The sequence below is a fragment of the Planctellipticum variicoloris genome (genome assembly GCF_030622045.1).
Lineage (GTDB): Bacteria > Planctomycetota > Planctomycetia > Planctomycetales > Planctomycetaceae > Planctellipticum > Planctellipticum variicoloris.
In genome coordinates, this window is record NZ_CP130886.1 from 5,192,950 (window position 1) to 5,212,048 (window position 19,099).

19 protein-coding genes are annotated in these 19,099 nt (G+C 63.1%); 10 read left to right on the forward strand and 9 right to left on the reverse strand.

Features of this window, described 5'->3' with window-relative positions; genetic code table 11:
- Window positions 1–106: 106 nt before the first annotated feature.
- Window positions 107–1,264, forward strand: a complete 1,158-nt coding sequence (locus SH412_RS20185) for a hypothetical protein (RefSeq protein WP_336519821.1) — start codon at window positions 107–109, stop codon at window positions 1,262–1,264.
- Between the two features lie 14 nt (window positions 1,265–1,278).
- On the opposite strand, the gene SH412_RS20190 is transcribed toward SH412_RS20185, so the two are convergent.
- Window positions 1,279–2,331 carry a Gfo/Idh/MocA family protein gene (locus tag SH412_RS20190; RefSeq protein ID WP_336519822.1) on the reverse strand — a complete coding sequence of 351 codons (1,053 nt, stop codon included), beginning with the start codon at window positions 2,329–2,331 and terminating at the stop codon, window positions 1,279–1,281.
- A gap of 170 nt (window positions 2,332–2,501) precedes the next feature.
- On the opposite strand from SH412_RS20190, the gene SH412_RS20195 reads away from it, so the two are divergent.
- The 3 genes from SH412_RS20195 to argS all read left to right on the forward strand — a co-directional run bounded on the left by SH412_RS20195 (window position 2,502) and on the right by argS (window position 5,567).
- Entirely contained in the window at window positions 2,502–2,927 is a 426-nt protein-coding gene (locus SH412_RS20195) for an acyl-CoA thioesterase (protein WP_336519823.1), read from the forward strand.
- A gap of 186 nt (window positions 2,928–3,113) precedes the next feature.
- The gene (gene rsfS / locus SH412_RS20200) at window positions 3,114–3,515 is read left to right on the forward strand and encodes a ribosome silencing factor (RefSeq protein WP_336519824.1); all 402 of its coding nucleotides are present in this window, start codon (window positions 3,114–3,116) and stop codon (window positions 3,513–3,515) included.
- An 87-nt stretch (window positions 3,516–3,602) separates the two neighbouring features.
- Window positions 3,603–5,567, forward strand: a complete 1,965-nt coding sequence (gene argS, locus SH412_RS20205) for an arginine--tRNA ligase (RefSeq protein ID WP_336519825.1) — start codon at window positions 3,603–3,605, stop codon at window positions 5,565–5,567.
- Between the two features lie 9 nt (window positions 5,568–5,576).
- Here argS and SH412_RS20210 read toward each other — a convergent pair whose 3' ends face one another.
- The 7 genes from SH412_RS20210 to SH412_RS20240 all read right to left on the reverse strand — a co-directional run bounded on the left by SH412_RS20210 (window position 5,577) and on the right by SH412_RS20240 (window position 10,542).
- Entirely contained in the window at window positions 5,577–5,996 is a 420-nt protein-coding gene (locus SH412_RS20210) for an NUDIX domain-containing protein (RefSeq protein ID WP_336519826.1), read from the reverse strand.
- A 24-nt stretch (window positions 5,997–6,020) separates the two neighbouring features.
- The gene (locus SH412_RS20215; RefSeq protein WP_336519827.1) at window positions 6,021–6,728 is read right to left on the reverse strand and encodes a YggS family pyridoxal phosphate-dependent enzyme; all 708 of its coding nucleotides are present in this window, start codon (window positions 6,726–6,728) and stop codon (window positions 6,021–6,023) included.
- Window positions 6,729–6,843: 115 nt separating this feature from the next.
- Entirely contained in the window at window positions 6,844–7,302 is a 459-nt protein-coding gene (locus SH412_RS20220; RefSeq protein WP_336519828.1) for a hypothetical protein, read from the reverse strand.
- Between the two features lie 30 nt (window positions 7,303–7,332).
- Window positions 7,333–7,911: a response regulator gene (locus SH412_RS20225; protein ID WP_336519829.1), complete on the reverse strand. Its 579-nt coding sequence runs from the start codon at window positions 7,909–7,911 to the stop codon at window positions 7,333–7,335.
- Window positions 7,908–8,306, reverse strand: coding sequence for an Hpt domain-containing protein (locus SH412_RS20230; protein WP_336519830.1), 399 nt, complete (start codon window positions 8,304–8,306; stop codon window positions 7,908–7,910). The genes SH412_RS20225 and SH412_RS20230 overlap by 4 nt, the downstream gene beginning before the upstream one ends.
- 61 nt (window positions 8,307–8,367) lie before the next feature.
- Window positions 8,368–9,741 carry an HD-GYP domain-containing protein gene (locus tag SH412_RS20235; RefSeq protein WP_336519831.1) on the reverse strand — a complete coding sequence of 458 codons (1,374 nt, stop codon included), beginning with the start codon at window positions 9,739–9,741 and terminating at the stop codon, window positions 8,368–8,370.
- Between the two features lie 198 nt (window positions 9,742–9,939).
- Window positions 9,940–10,542: a hypothetical protein gene (locus tag SH412_RS20240; protein WP_336519832.1), complete on the reverse strand. Its 603-nt coding sequence runs from the start codon at window positions 10,540–10,542 to the stop codon at window positions 9,940–9,942.
- Between the two features lie 157 nt (window positions 10,543–10,699).
- Between SH412_RS20240 and SH412_RS20245 the strand changes: the two genes are divergently transcribed.
- The 6 genes from SH412_RS20245 (at window position 10,700) to SH412_RS20270 (ending at window position 18,314) form a co-directional block, all read left to right on the forward strand.
- Window positions 10,700–11,917 carry an alpha/beta hydrolase family protein gene (locus SH412_RS20245; RefSeq protein ID WP_336519833.1) on the forward strand — a complete coding sequence of 406 codons (1,218 nt, stop codon included), beginning with the start codon at window positions 10,700–10,702 and terminating at the stop codon, window positions 11,915–11,917.
- A gap of 257 nt (window positions 11,918–12,174) precedes the next feature.
- Window positions 12,175–13,464 (forward strand): outer membrane protein assembly factor BamB family protein, encoded by a 1,290-nt coding sequence (locus SH412_RS20250; RefSeq protein WP_336519834.1) that lies wholly within the window; start codon window positions 12,175–12,177, stop codon window positions 13,462–13,464.
- Between the two features lie 83 nt (window positions 13,465–13,547).
- Window positions 13,548–14,570, forward strand: coding sequence for a class I SAM-dependent methyltransferase (locus SH412_RS20255; protein ID WP_336519835.1), 1,023 nt, complete (start codon window positions 13,548–13,550; stop codon window positions 14,568–14,570).
- Between the two features lie 27 nt (window positions 14,571–14,597).
- Window positions 14,598–14,888: an acylphosphatase gene (locus tag SH412_RS20260; protein ID WP_336519836.1), complete on the forward strand. Its 291-nt coding sequence runs from the start codon at window positions 14,598–14,600 to the stop codon at window positions 14,886–14,888.
- A 280-nt stretch (window positions 14,889–15,168) separates the two neighbouring features.
- Entirely contained in the window at window positions 15,169–16,116 is a 948-nt protein-coding gene (locus SH412_RS20265; protein ID WP_336519837.1) for an ABC transporter permease subunit, read from the forward strand.
- Window positions 16,117–16,274: 158 nt separating this feature from the next.
- On the forward strand, window positions 16,275–18,314 hold the full coding sequence (locus SH412_RS20270) for an ABC transporter transmembrane domain-containing protein (RefSeq protein ID WP_336519838.1): 2,040 nt from the start codon (window positions 16,275–16,277) through the stop codon (window positions 18,312–18,314).
- 87 nt (window positions 18,315–18,401) lie between these two features.
- Here the strand turns inward: SH412_RS20270 and SH412_RS20275 are convergent, their stop codons facing one another.
- Window positions 18,402–18,890, reverse strand: coding sequence for an FHA domain-containing protein (locus SH412_RS20275; RefSeq protein ID WP_336519839.1), 489 nt, complete (start codon window positions 18,888–18,890; stop codon window positions 18,402–18,404).
- Window positions 18,891–19,099 lie beyond the last annotated feature (209 nt).

The following is a 19,099-nucleotide window of genomic DNA, read 5'->3' on the forward strand; positions in this document are numbered from 1 at the left end:
TCCCGCGCAACCGGACATTGCGACAGCCGTTTCAGTTCCGTCAGGGACGCGCCGCGGTGTAAGAGTGGAGTCCAAACGCCTGCACGAATTGATCCGGGATATTCCGATGCCACGCCTCTTCGTTCCCAATTTCGACTTCGAGCACCAGCTCGTCGACTCCGCGGCCCAAACGCCAGCCCGCCTCAGCCGGCTCAACGCCGAGTTGTCGACCGCCTGGCTGGCGATTGCTGAAGACGGGGACGTCCTGTGGACGCCGGAGCCGGTTCACTCTGATTTTTTTCGAGCTGCCGCGGAAGCAGGACTGCCGCGAGTGACGGGAACGATGCAACCTGCCCGGCTGCCGGGGCCGATTGAATGCGTTCCCTGGGGCTGGACGGATCGGCTCAGAGTCCTCAGCCTGGAACGGGGCTGGACGGCTGATGCTCCATCCGCGGCTGCGGTCGCCACGGCGAATTCTCGTGAGTTTTCGAGCCGGTTGGAACATGCGTGGAACATCGCACTGCCGGGGGCAGGTCCTGCAGCCTCGATGTCCGATGTCGAACAACGTCTGAACCTGCTGTCCGCTCCCAACGAACGCCCGCGGTGGGTGGTTAAGGCGCAGTTCGGCATGGCCGGTCGGGAACGGCTGCTCGGCAGCGGTCCGCTCGCGACACCGGCCGAGGGCTGGATCCGCAAGCGACTTGCCGAAGACGGGCTGGTGTTCTTCGAACCCTGGGTTGACCGGGTTTTCGAAGTCGGCCTGCAGTTCGACGTTCCCCGCTCCGGAACTCCCGTCCTGCTGGGCTGTGTGCCGCTGCTGTCGAACGCCGGCGGGCAGTACCGCGGGAGCTGGTTTGCTCCTCCAGTCGCTCTCGCGACAACTCAGATCGTTCCAGCGTCCACCATTGAAGTCTGCAAGAACGCAGCTCGACGGGCGCAGGAAATCGGATACTTCGGGCCGCTGGGCATCGACGTGATGTGCTACCGATCGGCAGATGGCGAGCCCGCCTGGCGTCCGCTGCAGGATATCAACGCCCGCTGGACGATGGGCCGGCTCAGCCTGGGGCTGCGTCGCCTGATGCAGCCCGGCGAGTGCGGGTTCTGGTGGCACGGGTCCGCTACGGAACGGCCCGGACTCGGCGAGTCGATCCTGGTTCGACAGATCTGCGAAATCTATGACCTCAGGGTGAGCCGAACCGTGCCGACATCGCCGGACCAGATCGCCGCCGGTCCGTGCGGACATGCGTCTGCGGCGATTCTGTTCCGACCATCAACTTCAGCCTGACAAGCCACGACCAGTTATTCGCCGAGTGGCAGGCTCAGCGGGAGATCGGCTGCTGCACTGCGAGCCACCGCATCGACGAACTCCATGTAGCGGACGCCGTCGGCGAACGTCGTGTACTTGACCGGTTCCTGCCCGCGGATCGCTCCCACGAACTCGGCTTCAACCCGCCATCCGCCCAGTTTCTCTGCAGGAATACTGATTTCCCGCAGTTCCGCATCGGGGCGACGCCCGAAGAACAGCCGGTCGTGCTGCCCAAACAGCACTTTGATCGTGCCCCGGCTGCCGTAAAGATGGATCTGTTTTCCGGGACCGTGGATCTCCATCCCGCTGAAGTGGTAGATCCCGCGCGCGCCGTTCTCGTACTGGGTCAGCACCTGCACGCTGTCCGGGACGGTCGCCGGCACAGTCCCGGCGCCCGCGGGATTGGGGCGGGTCGGCTCGAAGAGCTGGGTTTGAGCGAAGACTCGCGTCGGCTGAGGCGACCAGCGCAGCGCGGTTTCGTGCAGAATTCCCAGCGTCAGCACATTGCGACCGCTGATCTCGGCGTCCTGCCGCCAGTGCAGAAACTCCGTGAAGTCCAGAAACTGGTCGTCGGCCCCGATCACCACGACTTCGCGCAGATCGCCGATTCCCTTGTCGTGCAGGATGGCCTGAATCTCGGCGTCGCACTCCAGCCCGAACGGGCTGGGGACCAGCATGGCGACGCGGTCCGGATGCGCCGCAGCGGCCGCTTCCATCTGGCGCGCTTCCGCCAGATTCCGAGCCATGCGGGCTTCGCACAGGACATGCTTGCCGGCGGCCAGGGCCGCACAGGTCACTTCGCAATGCAGGTTCGGCCAGGTCCCGATTACGACGGCGTCGATCGTCGGATCGGCGACGAGCGACTTCCAGTCCGGGTACGTCCGGGGGATGCCGAATTCGGCGGTCACCCGTTCGGACGATTCGGACGTCCGGTTCGCGACACCGACAATTTCGACTCCCGGCACGGCCTGCAAGCCGGGAATGTGCCGTCGGCGGGTGTTGTCCCCCGCCCCCACGATACCGATCCGCAGACTGTCGCCACTCATGCTGTTCTCGTTGGTTCAGAAGATCGGCAGCGATCCTCGGGCGCTGCCGCAAGTCCACCCGGCGGGGCGTCGTTGCGAATCACACAGGATAACGGCTGGGCGGCCGGGTTGCATGCGACCGGAACCCGTTCCAATTGCCGTTCGGCCCTTCGGGCGACTATCGTGTGCCCATGAGCTGCCATTTCCGCACAACCCGCCGGGTCGAGTTCTGCGAGACCGATCTCGCCGGGATCGTCCATTTTGCCAACTTCTACCGCTATATGGAGCAGGCCGAGCACGAGTTCTTTCGATCGCTCGGCCTTAAAATCGTCGGATTCTTGCCGGACGGGACGAAATTCGGCTGGCCGCGTGTCGCGACGAGCTGTTCGTTTGACGCCCCTGCCCGCTACGAAGATGTCATCGAAGTTCGGCTGACAATCACTCGCCGGACGGCCCGATCCCTGACAATCGCCTACGAATTCTTCCGAGACGAGATCCACCTCGCAAGCGGCGAGATGAAAACGGTCTTCTGCATCATGTCTCCCGACACCGGCATGAAGTCGGCAGACATGCCGGCCGATTATGCGGAAAAACTCGATCGGGCCGCAGGGCTCTGAGCGGCCGATCGGCCGCCGGATTCGACGATTCCCTTGCAACTCTCCCCGCAATCCGCGACCATGCCGGTTTGCTGGCGAGGCCGGGAACCTGAACGGCCGGGCGCGTGTCCTCTCCATTGACGCGCAGCCTCTGACCCGTTGGTCGGGTTCCGGCTGGCCAGTTTTCTGAGGATCGATCGCCCGACCATGCCTGCCACACTGACGAAGCAGCAAGCCCGAAGTCTCAATGAAGCCTGCCTTTGCGCCAAGCTTGCTGAAGACTTCCGTGGCAGGGAAACCGTCGTCCTGGATCTGACGGCGATCACCCCCATCGTCGATTACTTTGTCATCTCGACGTCAACCAACCCGCGAGCCATGACGGCTCTGCTGGACGAAATTCGCGTCATGATGAAGGCTCGCGGCAACCGGCCGCTCGGGACCGAAGGGGCCGAATCGGCAAGTTCCTGGCAACTCCAGGACTACGGCGACATCGTTGTCCACGCCTTCCTCCCCGAGGCCCGCGCGATGTACGACCTCGAAGGCCTGTGGGCCGACGCTCGCCGGGTCGACTGGAAGCAGCACCTGCAGCAGATGGACGCGGACGAGTAGCTCACCAGAGCTGACCAGCAATCCCAAGCGTCCCGGCATCCTCCGCCGGGCCGTTTCATTTCACGAGCCCGACGGGGATTTCCGGCAATGAATTTCCTGGCCGAACTGCGGACGCGACTGCATGGAGCCCTCGCCGACCTGACGGAAACTCCGGACGTCTACACCCAGATGCTCCGCCCGACGCAGGACGGTCGGTTCGGGGATTTCCAGGCCAATTGCGTGATGGCGCTGGCCAAGCAGCGGGGAGCTTCGCCGCGGGATCTCGCCGCGCAGATCGTCGCATCGCTGGAGGTCGCCGATCTCTGCGAGCCGCCCGAAGTTGCCGGGCCGGGGTTCATCAATTTCCGGCTCAAGACCGACCGGCTGGCGGCGGCGACTCGCGAAATCGCCGGCAGCGAGCGACTCGGCGTCGCCCCTGTCGCCGCGCCGCGCAAGTACATCGTCGACTACTCGTCCCCCAACGTCGCCAAGCCGATGCACGTCGGCCACCTGCGCAGCACGGTGATCGGCAACTCGCTGTACCGCATTCTGAAGTTTCTCGGGCACGTCGTTCTCAGCGACAACCACGTCGGCGACTGGGGCACCCAGTTCGGCATGATCATTTACGGTTACAAGCACTTCAGAGACGCCGCCGCGTACCAGCAGGAACCGGTTCGCGAACTCTCCCGGCTGTATCGGCTGGTCAATCAACTTTCGGACTACCACACGCTCGGCAACGACCTGCCGAAGCTGCGGGAAACGCTCGCCCAGAAGGAGCAGGCGGCCGTGACCGCGGACGCCGCAGCCGCCGCACAGCCGAAGGATAAGGACCTCCAGAAAGCCGCCAAGAAGACTCGGTCGGATGTCGCCAGTCTGAAGGACGAAATTGCGTCGGCGCTGAAGAAGCGGGAAATCGTCGACAGCGACGCCGTCTTAAAGTCGCTGGCGGAGTCGCACCCGCAGATCGCCGAGCTGGCCCGCAAGGAGACCGCGAAGCTGCATGCCGGCGACGCCGAGAACAACCGGCTCTGGCACGAGTTCCTGCCGCAGTGCCTGGCGGCCCTGGAGGGGATGTATCGTCGGCTGGGGATCTCGTTCGACATGGCGCTCGGGGAGAGCTACTACAACCCGATGCTCGCCGGGATTGTGGAGGAGCTGACGAAGAGCGGTCTGGCCCGCGAGAGCGACGGGGCCATCTGCGTGTTCAGCAAGACCAGCGAAGCCCCCTTTATCGTCCGCAAGAAGGATGGCGCGTTTACGTACGCCACCACCGACCTGGCGACGATCCGCTATCGCGTCGAAACGCTGAAGGCTGACGCAATATTGTATGTCGTCGACGCCCGGCAGTCGGAGCACTTTGCGCTGCTGATCGAAACCGCCGGGCGGATGGGGTACGACCGCACCGAGTTCAAACACGTCAGCTTCGGGACGATCATGGGTCCCGACGGCAAACCCTATAAGACGCGGTCCGGCGATACGGTCGGTCTCGAAGGACTCCTCGACGAAGGGGTCGAGCGCGCGCGGCAGATCGTCGATGAAAACGACAATCAGAAACCGAACCCGGAACTGAGCCCCGAGCAGCGGGCGCTCGTCGCGGAGACAGTGGGCATCGGCGGCATCATCTATGCCGACCTGCACCACAACCGCGACAGCGACTATGTCTTCAGTTGGGAGAAAATGCTCGCCAAGACGGGGGACACGGCGACCTATATTCAATACTCGTACGCCCGGGTCAACGGCATCTTCCGCAAAGGGGGCATCGACCCCGCGCCACTCCGGTTGAAGCCCCCCGAAATCCAGCTCGGAGCACCGCAGGAACGGACGCTGGCGCTGCAGCTCAACCGGTTCGGCGAAGCCCTGGCCGATGTGACTGTGGACTACCGCCCGAACCAGCTCACACAGTACCTCTATGAAACCGCGAACGCGTTCGCCGGCTTCTTCGAGAACTGCCCGGTCCTCAGAGAGGAAGACGAGGCGCTGCGGCAGAGCCGGCTGCTGCTGTGCGATCTGACGGCGCGCGTGCTCAAGCAGGGACTCGAACTGCTGGGGATCGGCGTCGCGGAGCAGATGTAGCGCCGGCTGTCAGGCGGGCGATGAAGGTTTCTGCCGAAGAAGTTCCCATAGCCGGTCGATGAAGACTGCCTGGTCCGGATGCAGCAGTTCCCGTGCGCGGTCGAGCGCGACAAACTCCGCCCGGTCGACTTCCCACGAGGCGCAGGTTGGCGTCGCCGCGGCGGGTGCGGCCCCGGCAAATGCGGTGATCCGTTTCCGCGATTTCTGCAGAATCGTCTCGCCCAGCGGAAAGAGATCGCCGGCGATCACGCCGGTCTCTTCCCGCGTTTCCCGGCGGGCGGCGGCCTCGTGGCTCTCATCGGCGTCGGGCTCACCCTTGGGAATTGACCAGGGGGCTCTGCGGTTGTAGTTCCCGCTGGGATGGACGAGCAGCACCTGCCACTCGTCCCCTTCGCGTCGATACAGCAAAGTTCCCGCAGATTCTCGCATTGCGTCTCACATTCCGGTGGGAGTCTATTCCCGCTGCAGTCCGGAAAACAGACGGCTGCCGATTCGCACCAGCGTCGCGCCCTCTTCGATCGCGGGTTCGAAGTCGCCGCTCATGCCCATCGATAATTCGGGGAGCGGCAGTCCTGCGCGCTGCTGCAGTTCATCTCTCAATTCCCGCAGGCGACGAAAGAAGGGCCGGGCTCCCTCGGGGTTGTCGAGCAGCGGGGCCATCGTCATCAGCCCGCGCGGACGGATCCACTCCAGCCGCTGAAGTCGATCGGCGAGATCCAGCGCATCAGCGGGGGCGAGGCCGTCTTTGGAGGCTTCTCCCGAGACGTTGATTTCCAGCAGCACATCCCGCTGCAGCGTCAGCGACTGCGCCTCCTTTTCGAGCTGATCCAGCAGCCGGAGCGAGTCCACAGAGTGGATCAGCGCGACCCTGGGCAGCACCAGAGCCGCCTTGTTCCGCTGGAGATGGCCGATCAGGTGCCACTGCACCCGGCCCGGGAATTCCGCGGCACGAGCCGCCAGTTGCTGCGGCCGGCTTTCTCCCAGGTCCATCTGACCGAGATCGACGAGCTCGCGAATCCATGACAACTCGGCGTACTTGGTAACGGCCACGAGGCGCACGGTTTCGGCAGATCGGCTGGAGCGATCACACGCAGAGGCGATTCGCCCCTGCACTTCCGCGAGGTTCCGGGAGACAATCTCACGAATCGATTCGGACGGCATACAGCGGAATTCTGAGCGGAGGAACTGCTGGCGCGACAAACATCAGCACCATACCCCGATGATCTTACGGGGCCGGCCGCCTCGACGCCAACGCCCGGATTCAACCCCGATCTGGTCAGGTCGCCGGCTCGGCCTGGATCGGAACCGGGTTGTCGACGCGTGCCAGGAGCACGGCCCCGTACTCCCAGAACATCTCCTCCGGAACCTGACGTTTCCGGACAATCTCCGCCAGGAACCAGTTGTGCCGGCCCTCTTTCCCGGGCACGCCGACGCAGACCTGGTCGTCGTAAATTTCTGCAGGGGCGATGAATCCGACGCCGCTCTGAGACACGTCCACCGAATAGGCGCGGAACGGGGATCCGTCCGACGTCCGGAGCTTCGGCAGCATGTGGATCTCGAGCACGCAGCGCACCGCCTGTCGCAGGTGCCGGCGTTCGCGTCCATACTTTGTCGCGATTCGCGCATCGAGACGCTGCAGCTTTTCCAGTACGCGCTCAGCGGCCCGCTGATGCGCCACCGAGTAGTCTTCGATGCTCAAAATCGCCACGATCACGACCTTTTTCTCAAACTTCAATCCGTGGTGAAGTTTCCACGCAATCGAGTTCTACTTTGCTCCGACCGGCGCCAGCATCGGTTCCAGTCGCTGCAGGGCAGAATGCAGTTCGTCGGTCAGCCGCTGCGCCGTTGCGGCATCCTGCCCGCTGAGTATCTTGCCGATCGTTTCCGTGAGCCGCTGCGACAGGCCGCCGAGGTCGACGGTTTCATTCACTTTCGATCGGGCATACTTGATGGTCTCAAGGGTCCGTTGCAGCAGTTCCGGGTCGATCGGCTTGAACAGCACGTCGACGAAGCCCACCTGCTTGGCGACGCGGATTTTTTCCAGGTCACGCGGCTGCGCATTACTGCCCGGACGGGCGGCGGTCATCATGATAAATGCCGGAGACTCCGCGTTCCCTGCATCGGTCATTCGGTTGATGGTCTGGGCTGCGGAATAGAGTTCCAGACCGTCCATGTCCCGCATGAGCAGGTCGGTCAGGACCGCGTCGATCGACGAATCCCGCTCCAGCAGACGCAGGGCCTGCGGACCGGTTTCCGCGATGACGGTGTCGTAGCCGAACTTCTGCAGCATTCGAGAATGGTAGTGCCGGCTGTAACCGACATCGTCGACAATCAGGATTTTCATGCCGACACCTGCGCTTCTGACCCGGGGTCTCCGGCAGGGGAGCATTGGCTTCGAAGGAAATGATCGAGCTCGCGACTCAGCGCTTCGACGGCGTCGACAACTTCTGGCAGGAGCGCCGCTCCCGTGTGCAGAGATTCCGCGTCATTTGCCGTTTCGATGCGGCGCAACAGATGGTAGAGCCGCCCCGTCGACAGAATGGCCACGGAACCTTTGAAGCGATGAGCGGATTCCTGGAGCTCTCCGACGTTCTTTCTCTGCAGCGCTTCTTCCAGCCGGTTCAGGCCATCGGCGGTCTGCTCCGGCAGCATCGCCACCATCTCCTGCAGGAACTCCAGATCGTCGTCGAGACGATGCAAGGTCTCCGCCGGGACGAACTCGTGGTATTCGATCGACACGATTCCTCTCTCTCCGCCGGCAGGAGCCGACCAAAGCCGCCAGTGATGCCGTTCTAGAACTTCAGAGCTGACCGCGGATCTCTTCCAGGATCTCGTCGGTCAGCAGAATCTCGTCGCTTCCGGGAGTCGGCAGCGCCTGGACGATTTTGACCGGCGCGTCGGACAGATCGACAATCGATTCCGGCAGATTGGCCGGCACGGGATCGCCATTGGCGTCTTCGACGATCTGCACGATCGGCAATGTATAGTTTTCGCCATTCTTGCGGAGGACGCGTGCGATGCTGCCGTCGTCCAGAGTCACGTAGCTCCCGATCGGAAACAGCGTCATCAGCTTCAGGAACGTACGGACGACGTCCGGATCCAGGTCCTTGGTTTTCGCCAGCCGGATCAGGCATTCCATCGCCGCATAGGGAGCCAGAGCCGGCCGCCAGGGCTTCGGGCTCGTCAGGTGCGAATAGGCGTCTGCCGCCGAAAGAATCCGCGCAAACTGATGAATGCGTTCCCCGGTTCTTCCGCGCGGATATCCCTTGCCATTCGGTCGCTCGTGAACCTGGTACGACACCACCGCCACCATCGACGGAATGTCGATCATCCGCTGCAGAATTTCAGCCGTCAGGATCGGGTGTTTCTTGAATTCAAAGTAATCGCTTGCCGTGTACGGCTGACGCGGACAGACAACCTCTTCGGGCAGCTTCGCCAGGCCCCAGTCGTGGACCATTCCCGCGACATACACCCGTTTGCAATTGTCTTCATCGAGCCCCATCTCAATGCCGATCGCCATGGCCAGCGTCGCCATCTTCAAAGAATGCTCAGCCAGCCCCTCCTTCGCATGCGCCTCCATCGCGACGGCCAGCATGCAGTCCGCATCGTCCGCCATGTCGGCCAGCGACTCGACCGCAGCTTGCGAGATCGAGGATGTTGAAACGGTCTTCCCGCGCAGGACATCCTTCATCAGATTGCCCAGGTGCTCCGATTTCGCCGACTGCCGTTGAGACTGCTCTTCCTTCTTCACCTGGTCGTAAGCGGTCCGACCGTGGATCTTCAGATCGGCTTTGACCGCCTTACCGCGATTCTGTACCGAGAGCAGACCCGAATCGATGACTCGGTCCAGCGCAGCGGCCACCTCCATATCAAGCACCAGGCCCGACGCCGGGGTGTCGGCGGTTCGAGTCAGCTTCAAGCGGGCCGAATCGGCGGCATTGACCTGGACCGACGAAATTCCCCTTTGTTTCAGAAGTCGTTTGAAGTCCGAGGAGATCATTTTCCCCTCGGCGAGCAACAGCGTGCCGCGCGGATCGTAGATCGGAAACTTCAGCGGACGACCGACGATTAATTCGTCGAGTCGAATGTCGACCCGACCGCCTTCGTCCTTTCCCGCCCCTCCGGGGGAGGCGACGACGGCATCGGGAGTTTGGGGGGAAGTTACGACAGGCATGAAATGATCCTGAAGGCAGAACGCCAGGAACCTGAGGCGAGATGCGCAGCCCGGGAGTCCCAGTCAGTCTGTCTCTACGCTAGCACAGCCCCGCCGGGGCGGATGTTTTTTGGCAACATCCCCCCGCGTTCTTAAGCCGACTGGAAGGACGGCGACGGTTGTAGCGATCCTGACGGGCGCGGCCGGCGGGAGCGGCGACTACTGCGCCATCGCCGCTCCGCACAGCGGGCAGGTCCGGACATCGGCCGCCAGAGGCTCGCCGCAGCCGGGACAGGATTTTTCGGCCAGGCCGCCGACGACTTCGGGCGGCTCATAGCCTCCCACCGCCAGCAGATAAAGCGCGCTCCCGAAGAACCCGCCCAGCAGTCCCAGGAATCCGCCAGCGATCAGAAAGAACGATCGATCGAGTTGCGAAGCGGAAAGCACGAAGCCGATCGCCGCTCCGATCAGCCCGCTTCCAACTGTCGACAGCGGTTGCACGATTCCCGGTCGACGCCACCAGACCTTCGGAACGACCTTTCGTCCCTGTGCCGCAAGAGCCTTCGCCGCCTTGATTCTGGCCTGCCGAAACGCGCTGAACGCCGACAGCGAGGCCAGCAACAGCGCCATCAGAGGAACGCCCGGCCCGATCAGGCGCTGAATCCCCGCGGGAAGTTGTTCGATCTGCCGCCCGAACACCATCAGGCAACCGACGAAAAGAATCGGAACCCCCAGCCCCACCGCCAGAAATGATGAGACCGCCGACGCATACGCCGAAAACGGGGCCGGGCGAATTCGCCAGTCGTTTGGATTTCGACTCATCGTCCAGGCTCACTCCAGTCCGCGAAGCCGCTTCCGAGAGCCCTGAACCTAATCGTTTCAACACCTGGCCGCCACCCCTGTGCGAGTGCTGGCCGCGGTGTGCAACTTTCCGTACGCTGTGCCCGGATCGATGTCTCCTCCTCGCCGGAGCAAACTCATGCGCCGTCTCGTCATTCTGTTCACGTTTTGTCTCGCCACGGCCAGCGCGGCATTCGCCCAGACTCAACCTGTCAACGGCGTTCGCTTTGATCTGGCCGCACTCTCAAAGGTTCCCGCCACTTTTCCGGCGGATGATCTGCAGGTCCCCGACGTCAAAGCGTTCTTTTACGAAGGCGCCCCGTACCAGGGCCGCCCCACGCGAGTCTTTGCCTACACCGGCTTTCCGGCCGCCGATCCCGCCCAGCCCGACAAGAAATTTCCCGCAATGGTCCTGATCCACGGCGGAGGAGGAACCGCGTTCGACCGCTGGGTCAAAGTCTGGACGTCCCGCGGTTACGCCGCCATCGCCATGGATCTCTGCGGCTGCGTCCCGGTTGGCACTTATGGAAAATGGCAGCGCCACGAGCATGGCGGGCCGCCCGGCTGGGACGCCAGCTTCGGCCAGCTCGAAACTCCGATAGAAGACCAGTGGACCTGGCAGGCTGTCAGCGCGGCGGCCCTCGGCCACTCGCTGCTCCGAGCCGACCCGCGCGTCGATGCCGGCCGGATCGGCGTCACCGGCATTTCCTGGGGCGGCTACCTGACGTGTATCGTCGCAGGCGTCGACAATCGCTTTCAGTTTGCCGCACCGGTCTATGGCTGCGGCTACCTGGGAGACAACTCCGCCTGGCTGCCCGCGTTTGAGAAACTCGGTCCGGAGCAAGCCGGACTCTGGCTCAGGCAATGGGATCCGTCGATCTACCTGGGGCAATCCGCGATGCCCATGCTGTGGGTCAACGGCACCAACGACTTCGCCTATCCGCCCGATTCCTGGCAGAAATCCTACCGCCTGCCGACCGGCCCGCGGACCCTCTGCCTCCGTATCCGCATGCCCCATGGCCACGGCCCGGCGGGGGAGAATCCCGAGGAAATCCACGTCATGGCCAACCACATCCTCCGCGGCGAAAAGTCCCTGCCAAAGGTCGTCAAACAGGGTGTCACTGACCAGGTCGCGTGGGTGGACTTCGAGTCGTCGGTCGCGCTCTCCAAGGCCGAACTGACCTTCACACGCGACACCGGCCGTTGGCAGGATCGCAAGTGGGAAGCCGCTCCCGCCACGATCGACGCTGCCACGCGACGCGTGACCGCCGAGATTCCGGCTGACGCGAAGGTCTACTACTTGAACCTGTTTGATGAGCGAAACTGCGTCGTCAGTTCCGAGCATGTGGAACGCTGACAGGTCATCGCACAACTTCACAGAGACGCCCGCACCAGCTTCTGGAGAATGTCAACGCGCTCCACATCAAGCATGTCGCGTTGGGCCATGTTCATCCTTCAACGACTCTGTTGCTCCGTCGCGTCCACCGTCCGCCCTCGCGTGAAATCTTCTCCCCGCCGTCGCCCCAGACTCGTTGACTCCCTGCTCCTCCGGCGGCACACTGGCGATTGATATCAATCGCTACCGATGCTCATCCGAAGTTAAGGATTCCGGACATGCATTCCGTGACGTCGCGGCTCTCTGTCGTCTGTCTGCTGACGCTGGTGACCGCCGCACCGCTTTCCGCGGAAAACTGGCCGAGCTGGCGCGGTCCGCACAGCAACGGAATCTCAGACGAGAAAAATCTGCCGGCCGCGTTCGGCCCGGACAAGAACGTGGCCTGGAAAGTCCGACTGCCGGGCCCCGCAGGATCGACGCCGGTGATCTGGGGCGACCGGATCTTCCTGACCACGGTCAATGACAACGGCGACCTGCTGCTGCTGGCAATGGATACGACCGGCAAGTCCCTCTGGGAACGGCAGATCTCCGGGGGGAATAAGAACGTCCGTGGAGACGAAGGGAACTCGGCGTCGAACTCGCCGCTGACCGACGGCAAGCTGGTCTGGTCCATGATGGCCGACGGCAAGCTGGCGTGCTTCGATTTCGCGGGGCAGGAGATCTGGAAAGTCGACCTCCAGGAGCGGTATGGCAAGTTCTCGATTCAGTTCGGCATGACGTCGACCCCCGTGCTGGATGAAGGCATCCTGTATCTGCAGCTCATCCACGGCGAAGGAGACGCCAAAACCCGCGAAGCCTGCGTGGTGGCGCTGGAAGCAGGTTCCGGCAAGCAGATCTGGAGGGTCGATCGTCCCAGCGATGCGTATGCCGAGAACGAGCACTCGTATGCGTCGCCGGTCATCTATCAGGACGATCGGCAGAAGTATCTGCTGACGCACGGGGCCGACTTCATCGTGGCCCATCGTCTCAGCGACGGCTCGGAAATCTGGCGTTGCGGCGAGCTCAACCGCAAAGGAAACTACGACCCGACCCTGCGGTTCGTGGCCTCGCCGGTGTCGATTCCGGGACTGATTGTCGTCCCGACGGCGAAAAAGGGACCGGTCCTCGCGTTGAAGCCGGACGGCGCGGGCGACATCACCCGCAAGCCGGAATTCCACCTCTGGACCTGGGAGCGGACTCCGGACGTCCCGTCGCCGCTGATCGCCGACGGACTGGTGTATCTCTGCATGCAGGACGGCAACCTCAACGTGCTGGACGCGGCCTCGGGCCAGGAGATCTACTTCGAGCGGACGCATCGTCAGCGCCACCGCGCTTCGCCTGTCCTGGCCGACGGAAAGCTGTACCTCGTCGCTCGTGACGGCAAGGTCAACGTCATTAAGGCGGGGCCAAAGTTTGAAGTGCTTGCCGAGAATGACCTGGGTGAAGACATTTCTTCCTCCCCGGCCATCTCCAACGGGACGATCTACCTGCGAACCTACCAGCATCTCTGGGCGATCCGGCAGAAATAGATCTTTCGCATCGAAGTGGCGCCCATCGCGGACGGTGGCAGGCTCATTCTGCAACCGTCCGTTTCATTTCCGGAGGCATTCTGATGGCCGACGACCTGACCCCCGCCGATCCGTCGGTCGTACTTGATCTGATGGAAGCTTTCCGCCGCTCCAAGACCATGTTCGCCGCGGTCTCGCTCGGCGTCTTCGACACGCTCGCCGACGGGCCGCAGACGCTGCAATCCTTGACGGCATCGCTCGCAGCCAACGAAGACGCCCTCGGCCGGCTGCTGGACGCCTGCGTCTGCCTGCAGCTCCTGGAGCGACAAGGCGACGCCTATGGAAATACGCCAACGGCCACGGCCTATCTTTGCCAGCAAAGTCCTCAGCGGCTGACCGGCTACATCAACTTCTCCAACACGGTGATGTGGCAGCTCTGGTCGAATCTCGAAGACGCGGTGCGCGAGGGAACGCATCGCTGGCAGCAGACCTATGGCTGGGATGGCCCGATTTTCGCCAGTTTCTTCAAGACTGAGGAGTCGCTGCACGAGTTTCTGATGGGGATGAACGGCTACGGTCTGATCAGTTCTCCCCACGTGGCGGGAGCGTTCAACCTCTCCGGGTATCACCGACTGGTCGATCTGGGAGGAGCAACGGGGCATCTTGCGATCGCGGCCTGTCGACGCTATCCGCACCTGCAGGCGACCGTTTTCGATCTGCCGGACGCGATGCCGCTGGCCCGAACGACGATCGACGGTTCCGGCGTCGCCGACCGAATCCAGCTCGTGCCAGGCGATTTCTTCCAGGACGAGCTGCCTGAGGGAGATCTCTACGCCCTCGGCCGGATTCTCCACGACTGGAACGAGAAAAAGATCATCCGTCTGCTGGAGAAGATCTACGCACGTCTCCCCGAGGGGGGCGCGCTGCTGATCGCCGAGAAATTGATCACCGAGGAACGGGACGGCCCGCGGTGGGCGCTCATGCAGTCTTTGAACATGTTGACGTGCACCGAGGGTAAGGAGCGGACGCTCTCGGAATATGAAGACTTGCTGAAATCGGTCGGATTTTCGCGGGTATCCGGCTGCCGGACCCCTTCCCCGCTCGACGCCACGCTCGCCGTCAAATAGCAACCGATTCCCGCAGGAAATTCCGCCATGGACGAGCCGTCCAGCCTAAGCTGCCTGCGCTGCATCTACCACGGCCGAGTCCAGGGGGTCGGCTTCCGCGCCACGACAGCGTCGATCGCAGTCCGTTATGCCGTCGAAGGTTACGTCCGCAATCGGTCCGACGGAACCGTCGAACTGCTCGTCGTCGGCCTCCTGACGGATATCAACGAGTTCCGGGGCGAGCTCCACCGCCGGATGGGCGGCAAGATCGTCCGAATCGACGAGGAGACGGTCGCCCCGCCCCCTGACTGCACCGGCTTCCAGATTCGGTATTCCTGACCTGACAGCGTGTTCCGGTCGCACCGCCTCGCAAGATCGCCCCGGCCCCGGATCCGGGTGGGGATCGACTTCGGTGGTTTCCTTCGCTCGCACTGCTGCGTTACAGTGGAGAACTCTGCAAGGGAATGCACCCGACTGAAGAAATTCGCCAGCGATCCGGCCGCCGCAGGCGTAACCGGGGTGCCGTGGCCGACGCGAGAGCGCGGATCGTACGGCTCGAAACCTGTCTCGTGTCATCCATCATTCGTTTTCGATACTGACATTCGGGGAAGCCATGAATATGCAGTCGGTGCTGTCTTCGGGAGTCCTTGCGGCGGCAGAAGGCGCCGGGACGATTGATCGCCTGAGTTGGATCCTCGTCGGGGTCGGATGCATTGCGTTCCTGGGAGCGCTGGCCGCATTACGCTTTACGACCAAAGCCGGCATCATCGCCCGCGCGACGACCAAGGAAGCCATCCGTCAGCCAGTCTTTCTGCTGGCCCTGATCATTTCTGCGGTCGTGCTGCTGATCAACACCGTCCTTCCGTTCTTCACGCTGGGCGACGACATCAAGATGCTCAAGGACTGCGGGCTGGCCACGCTGCTGATTTCCGGCCTGTTGATCGCCATCTGGACCGCCAGCACGAGCATCGCCGACGAAATCGAAGGCAAGACCGCGATGACTCTGCTGTCGAAGCCGATCAACCGTCGGCAGTTCGTTCTTGGAAAATACATCGGCATCCTGCAGGCGGTCCTGATCTATCTGATTCCCCTCGCCATCCTGTTTCTGGCGCTGATTTACTACAAGGTCGGGTACGACGCCAAAGAAGCTTCTGCGGCGACGCCCCCGACGCCTGCCGAGTGCTGGGCCGCAGTGACGCAGGTCGTTCCGGGTCTGCTGCTGCTGTTTATGGAAATCGCCGTCCTCTCCGCCGTCAGCGTGGCGATCTCGACCCGGCTGCCGATGGTCGTTAACCTCACGGTCTGCTTCGCGGTCTTCGTGATCGGCCACTTGACCCCGCAGCTCGTCCAGTCGGGGCTCGGACAACTCGAATTCGTCACCTTCATGGCCCGCTTTATCGCGACCCTGCTGCCGTCGCTGGAGCTGTTCAACACGTCGGCGGCCGTCGCCACCGGCGATCTGGTCCCGCCGATTTATATCGGATCGGCCGCTCTCTACGGTCTGTGCTACTGCGCCGCGGCGATTCTGCTCGCATTCATCCTGTTTGAAGACCGCGACCTGGCCTGACAGGAGCCGTGCTACCGGCCGGAACGTTTGGTCCTCGTACACACGTCGCATCGGGAATTTTGAAGGCGGACACGGAGGCATCCGTCGGGGTTAAGCCGGTCGGAATTTGCCGGAACAGGGAGGCTGCGTTCGGAATCCGCCAGCCGGGAAGCTCCATCGTGTCCACCCCCAACGCCTTCAGCCGCACATTCGCCAATCGCGATCTCTTCCGCGGTACGGCGGCCGTCGCACTGGCCTATGCCATCGTCGCCTCGATCAGCCTGGCGATGCTGCTCGTCCATGCCGGACTGCTGGTCAGCCTGATGGCGGAGCGCGGCCGGCTCTCGGTGTCATTGACCCCGGATGAATCGCTGGAATTCGAACAACTGACGGGTCTCGATCTCCCGGACCCCGTTGCCGCCGCCGATCCCCTTCCAGCCAATCCGGCGGAAGGCCCGGCAAAGGACGGCGACGAGGGCTCCCTGCCGCCAGATCAGCCTCCACCGCGCACGGTCTACACATTCGACGATCAGGGCATACTTCCCAGCCTGTGGCGCGTCCACGACAAGGGCTGGGGAAGGTTGATCTGCCTCGGATTCCGCCGGACGCCCGCCGTTCGCAGCAACGGCTCGGCCCTGATTTTCCTGCTGGCGGTCGGCGCCGGCTGGTATCTGCTGCGGGTTTTCTGCCTCTCCCGGCTTCGAATGCTCAGCCGCCGGACGGCGCTGGCGGTCACCACCCGCATCCGCAAGAGCCTCCATCGGCAGTCGCTCAGGCTCGGCCCGGAAGATCTCAGCGGGAATGGCGGAGCGGAAGCCGCCCGCCTCTTTACGGTTCAGACGAACGTCGTTCAACAGGGGCTCTTCGACTGGATTACCCGCAGCGTCCGCTATCCGGTCGAGCTCATCGCGGTCCTGCTGGTGGCGATCGGCGTCGACCTCTGGCTGACGCTGCAGTGGATCGTGCCTCTCGGCATGCTCTACTACCTCGTTCAGCGATTCCGAGCCCGTGCGGCTCATGACCGGCAGCTCGCCGAAGATCGCTCCCTGTCCGAAGTCCGCATCCTCAGCGAATCGCTGACCAACTCCCGGCTCGTCCGCGCCTACTCGCTCGAACAGACCGAGCAGGCGCAGTTCGAAGGGCACCTGCACCGGTACGCGGAGAATTTCCGCCGCGCTGTACGCACCGAAGACAACACCCTCTGGGTCGGTCTGGTCGCGCCCCTCATCGGAACGGCCCTGATCCTGTTCCTGCTGTTTCTGCTCGTCGCCCGCGGTCTGGTAAACCCCGACGAACTGTCCGTTGGCGGCGCAGCGGTCTTCCTCGCGGCGGTGGCCCTCGGATTGCGCGCAGTCGATGCCCTGTGGCAGCTCCCGGAGATCCGCAGCCAGATCGCTGTTGCCGCGACCGCGATCTACCGGAATCTCGATCAGACTCCCTCCGTCGGCCAGGCGGTCGGCGCCAAGTTCCTCCAGCCGCTGTCCCGGACGCTCCACTTTGACAACGTCCATTATGCGGACGCCGACAAGCACAAGCTGCTCGACCGCGTCGACCTGCGACTGATCGCGGGCAAATCCTACGCCTTCGTTTCCATCGATCCGCTGGAAGCGCGCGCCCTGGCCAGCCTGCTTCCCCGCTTCATCGAACCCCAGCAGGGGCGAGTCCTGTACGACGGCGAAGACATCGCCTGGGCGACGCTCGAATCGCTTCGTGCGGAAACGCTTTATGTGACCGGTGGAGACGCTCCGTTCTACGGCACGGTTTTCGACAACCTGCGGGCCGGGAATCCCGAGATCACGCTCCAGCAGGCCACTGACGCCGCCAAGACCGCGCACGCCCACAACTTCATCGTTCGACTGCCCAACGGTTATGAAACAGTCCTCGGGGGAGCGACAGGCGATCTCGATGCGGGTCAGGCGTTCCGACTCAGCCTGGCCCGCGCAATCCTCCGCAACCCGGCGGTCCTCATCGTCGAAGAGCCTCAGCAGTCGCTCGACGAAGACGCCAAAGCGTGGCTCTCCGATACCTACGAGCGGCTGCTGCCGGGACGAACGGTGATTTTCCTTCCTTCCCGGCTCTCGACCCTCAAGCGTGTCGATGAAGTCATCGTCCTCGATCGCGGCCAGGTGGCCGCCGTCGGCCCTCAATCCGCGCTCGTCACCCAGTCACCGATCTACCGGCACTGGGAGTACCTGCACTTCAACGAGTTCCGGAAGTGAGATCGTTGAGGGTCGAGCGATGAGCGTCGACAAAGAACGCGAACTGAGTTCTCCTCGACGCTGAACCCTCAACGCTCAACGATTCTCCTACTCCCCGCTGAGCCACTCCAGCGCCTTGTCGTCGTCGTCTTTCAGATGAGACGGCTTTTTCGGCAGCGGCTTGGGTGCGACGGGCGCGGTTTTCGGACGATCGGGCCGTCGTCGTTCGAGCCCCGCTTTCTCCATCAGCGAATGTTCGAACGGATTGTCTTCAATCGGCGGAGGCGGGGCCGACGGGTCGGGCGTGTAGCTGACTTCGAAACGGTACTTGGCGAACGCCAGCTCGTCGCCGGGCTTCAGGAACCGTTCGGCGACCCGGTCGCCGTTGACCTTCGTGCCGTTCTGGCTCCCGAGGTCGCGAACGTGCCAGTACCCGTTGATCAGTTCCAGCTCGCTGTGCTGCGATGAAACATTCGGGTAGTCGAGCACAATATCGCAGCGACTGCGTCGACCGACCAGGAGCCGGGTTTTCAATAACGGAATGGGATCGCCTCCCCCCGTCGGGATCAGCTCGCCGTAAGTCGTAGTCTCTGCCATATCAGATCCAAAAGTTCCGGCAATGGCGACGGATCGAATCGATTCAGGACCGCGGATCTATCGTACGCCCGTCCATAGCCTCGTCAATCGATGAAAACTACCAGTTCCCCGCCTGAAAATCCCAACGGGCCTCAAAGCCCCGCGCCACTGCTGCAAGCCCGCAAGTCTGTTGCCGATCCGCCACAAAGCGAGCACCGCCGTTGCCACCC

Coding starts and splice junctions, on each gene's coding strand:
- SH412_RS20255 (WP_336519835.1), top strand. CDS start 13,548: ATGGCCGACGACCTGACCCCCGCCGATCCGTCGGTCGTACTTGATCTG.
- SH412_RS20185 (WP_336519821.1), top strand. CDS start 107: ATGCCACGCCTCTTCGTTCCCAATTTCGACTTCGAGCACCAGCTCGTC.
- SH412_RS20250 (WP_336519834.1), top strand. CDS start 12,175: ATGCATTCCGTGACGTCGCGGCTCTCTGTCGTCTGTCTGCTGACGCTG.
- SH412_RS20190 (WP_336519822.1), bottom strand. CDS start 2,331: ATGAGTGGCGACAGTCTGCGGATCGGTATCGTGGGGGCGGGGGACAAC.
- SH412_RS20260 (WP_336519836.1), top strand. CDS start 14,598: ATGGACGAGCCGTCCAGCCTAAGCTGCCTGCGCTGCATCTACCACGGC.
- SH412_RS20210 (WP_336519826.1), bottom strand. CDS start 5,996: ATGCGAGAATCTGCGGGAACTTTGCTGTATCGACGCGAAGGGGACGAG.
- SH412_RS20235 (WP_336519831.1), bottom strand. CDS start 9,741: ATGCCTGTCGTAACTTCCCCCCAAACTCCCGATGCCGTCGTCGCCTCC.
- argS (WP_336519825.1), top strand. CDS start 3,603: ATGAATTTCCTGGCCGAACTGCGGACGCGACTGCATGGAGCCCTCGCC.
- rsfS (WP_336519824.1), top strand. CDS start 3,114: ATGCCTGCCACACTGACGAAGCAGCAAGCCCGAAGTCTCAATGAAGCC.
- SH412_RS20215 (WP_336519827.1), bottom strand. CDS start 6,728: ATGCCGTCCGAATCGATTCGTGAGATTGTCTCCCGGAACCTCGCGGAA.
- SH412_RS20265 (WP_336519837.1), top strand. CDS start 15,169: ATGCAGTCGGTGCTGTCTTCGGGAGTCCTTGCGGCGGCAGAAGGCGCC.
- SH412_RS20225 (WP_336519829.1), bottom strand. CDS start 7,911: ATGAAAATCCTGATTGTCGACGATGTCGGTTACAGCCGGCACTACCAT.
- SH412_RS20195 (WP_336519823.1), top strand. CDS start 2,502: ATGAGCTGCCATTTCCGCACAACCCGCCGGGTCGAGTTCTGCGAGACC.
- SH412_RS20245 (WP_336519833.1), top strand. CDS start 10,700: ATGCGCCGTCTCGTCATTCTGTTCACGTTTTGTCTCGCCACGGCCAGC.
- SH412_RS20240 (WP_336519832.1), bottom strand. CDS start 10,542: ATGAGTCGAAATCCAAACGACTGGCGAATTCGCCCGGCCCCGTTTTCG.
- SH412_RS20275 (WP_336519839.1), bottom strand. CDS start 18,890: ATGGCAGAGACTACGACTTACGGCGAGCTGATCCCGACGGGGGGAGGC.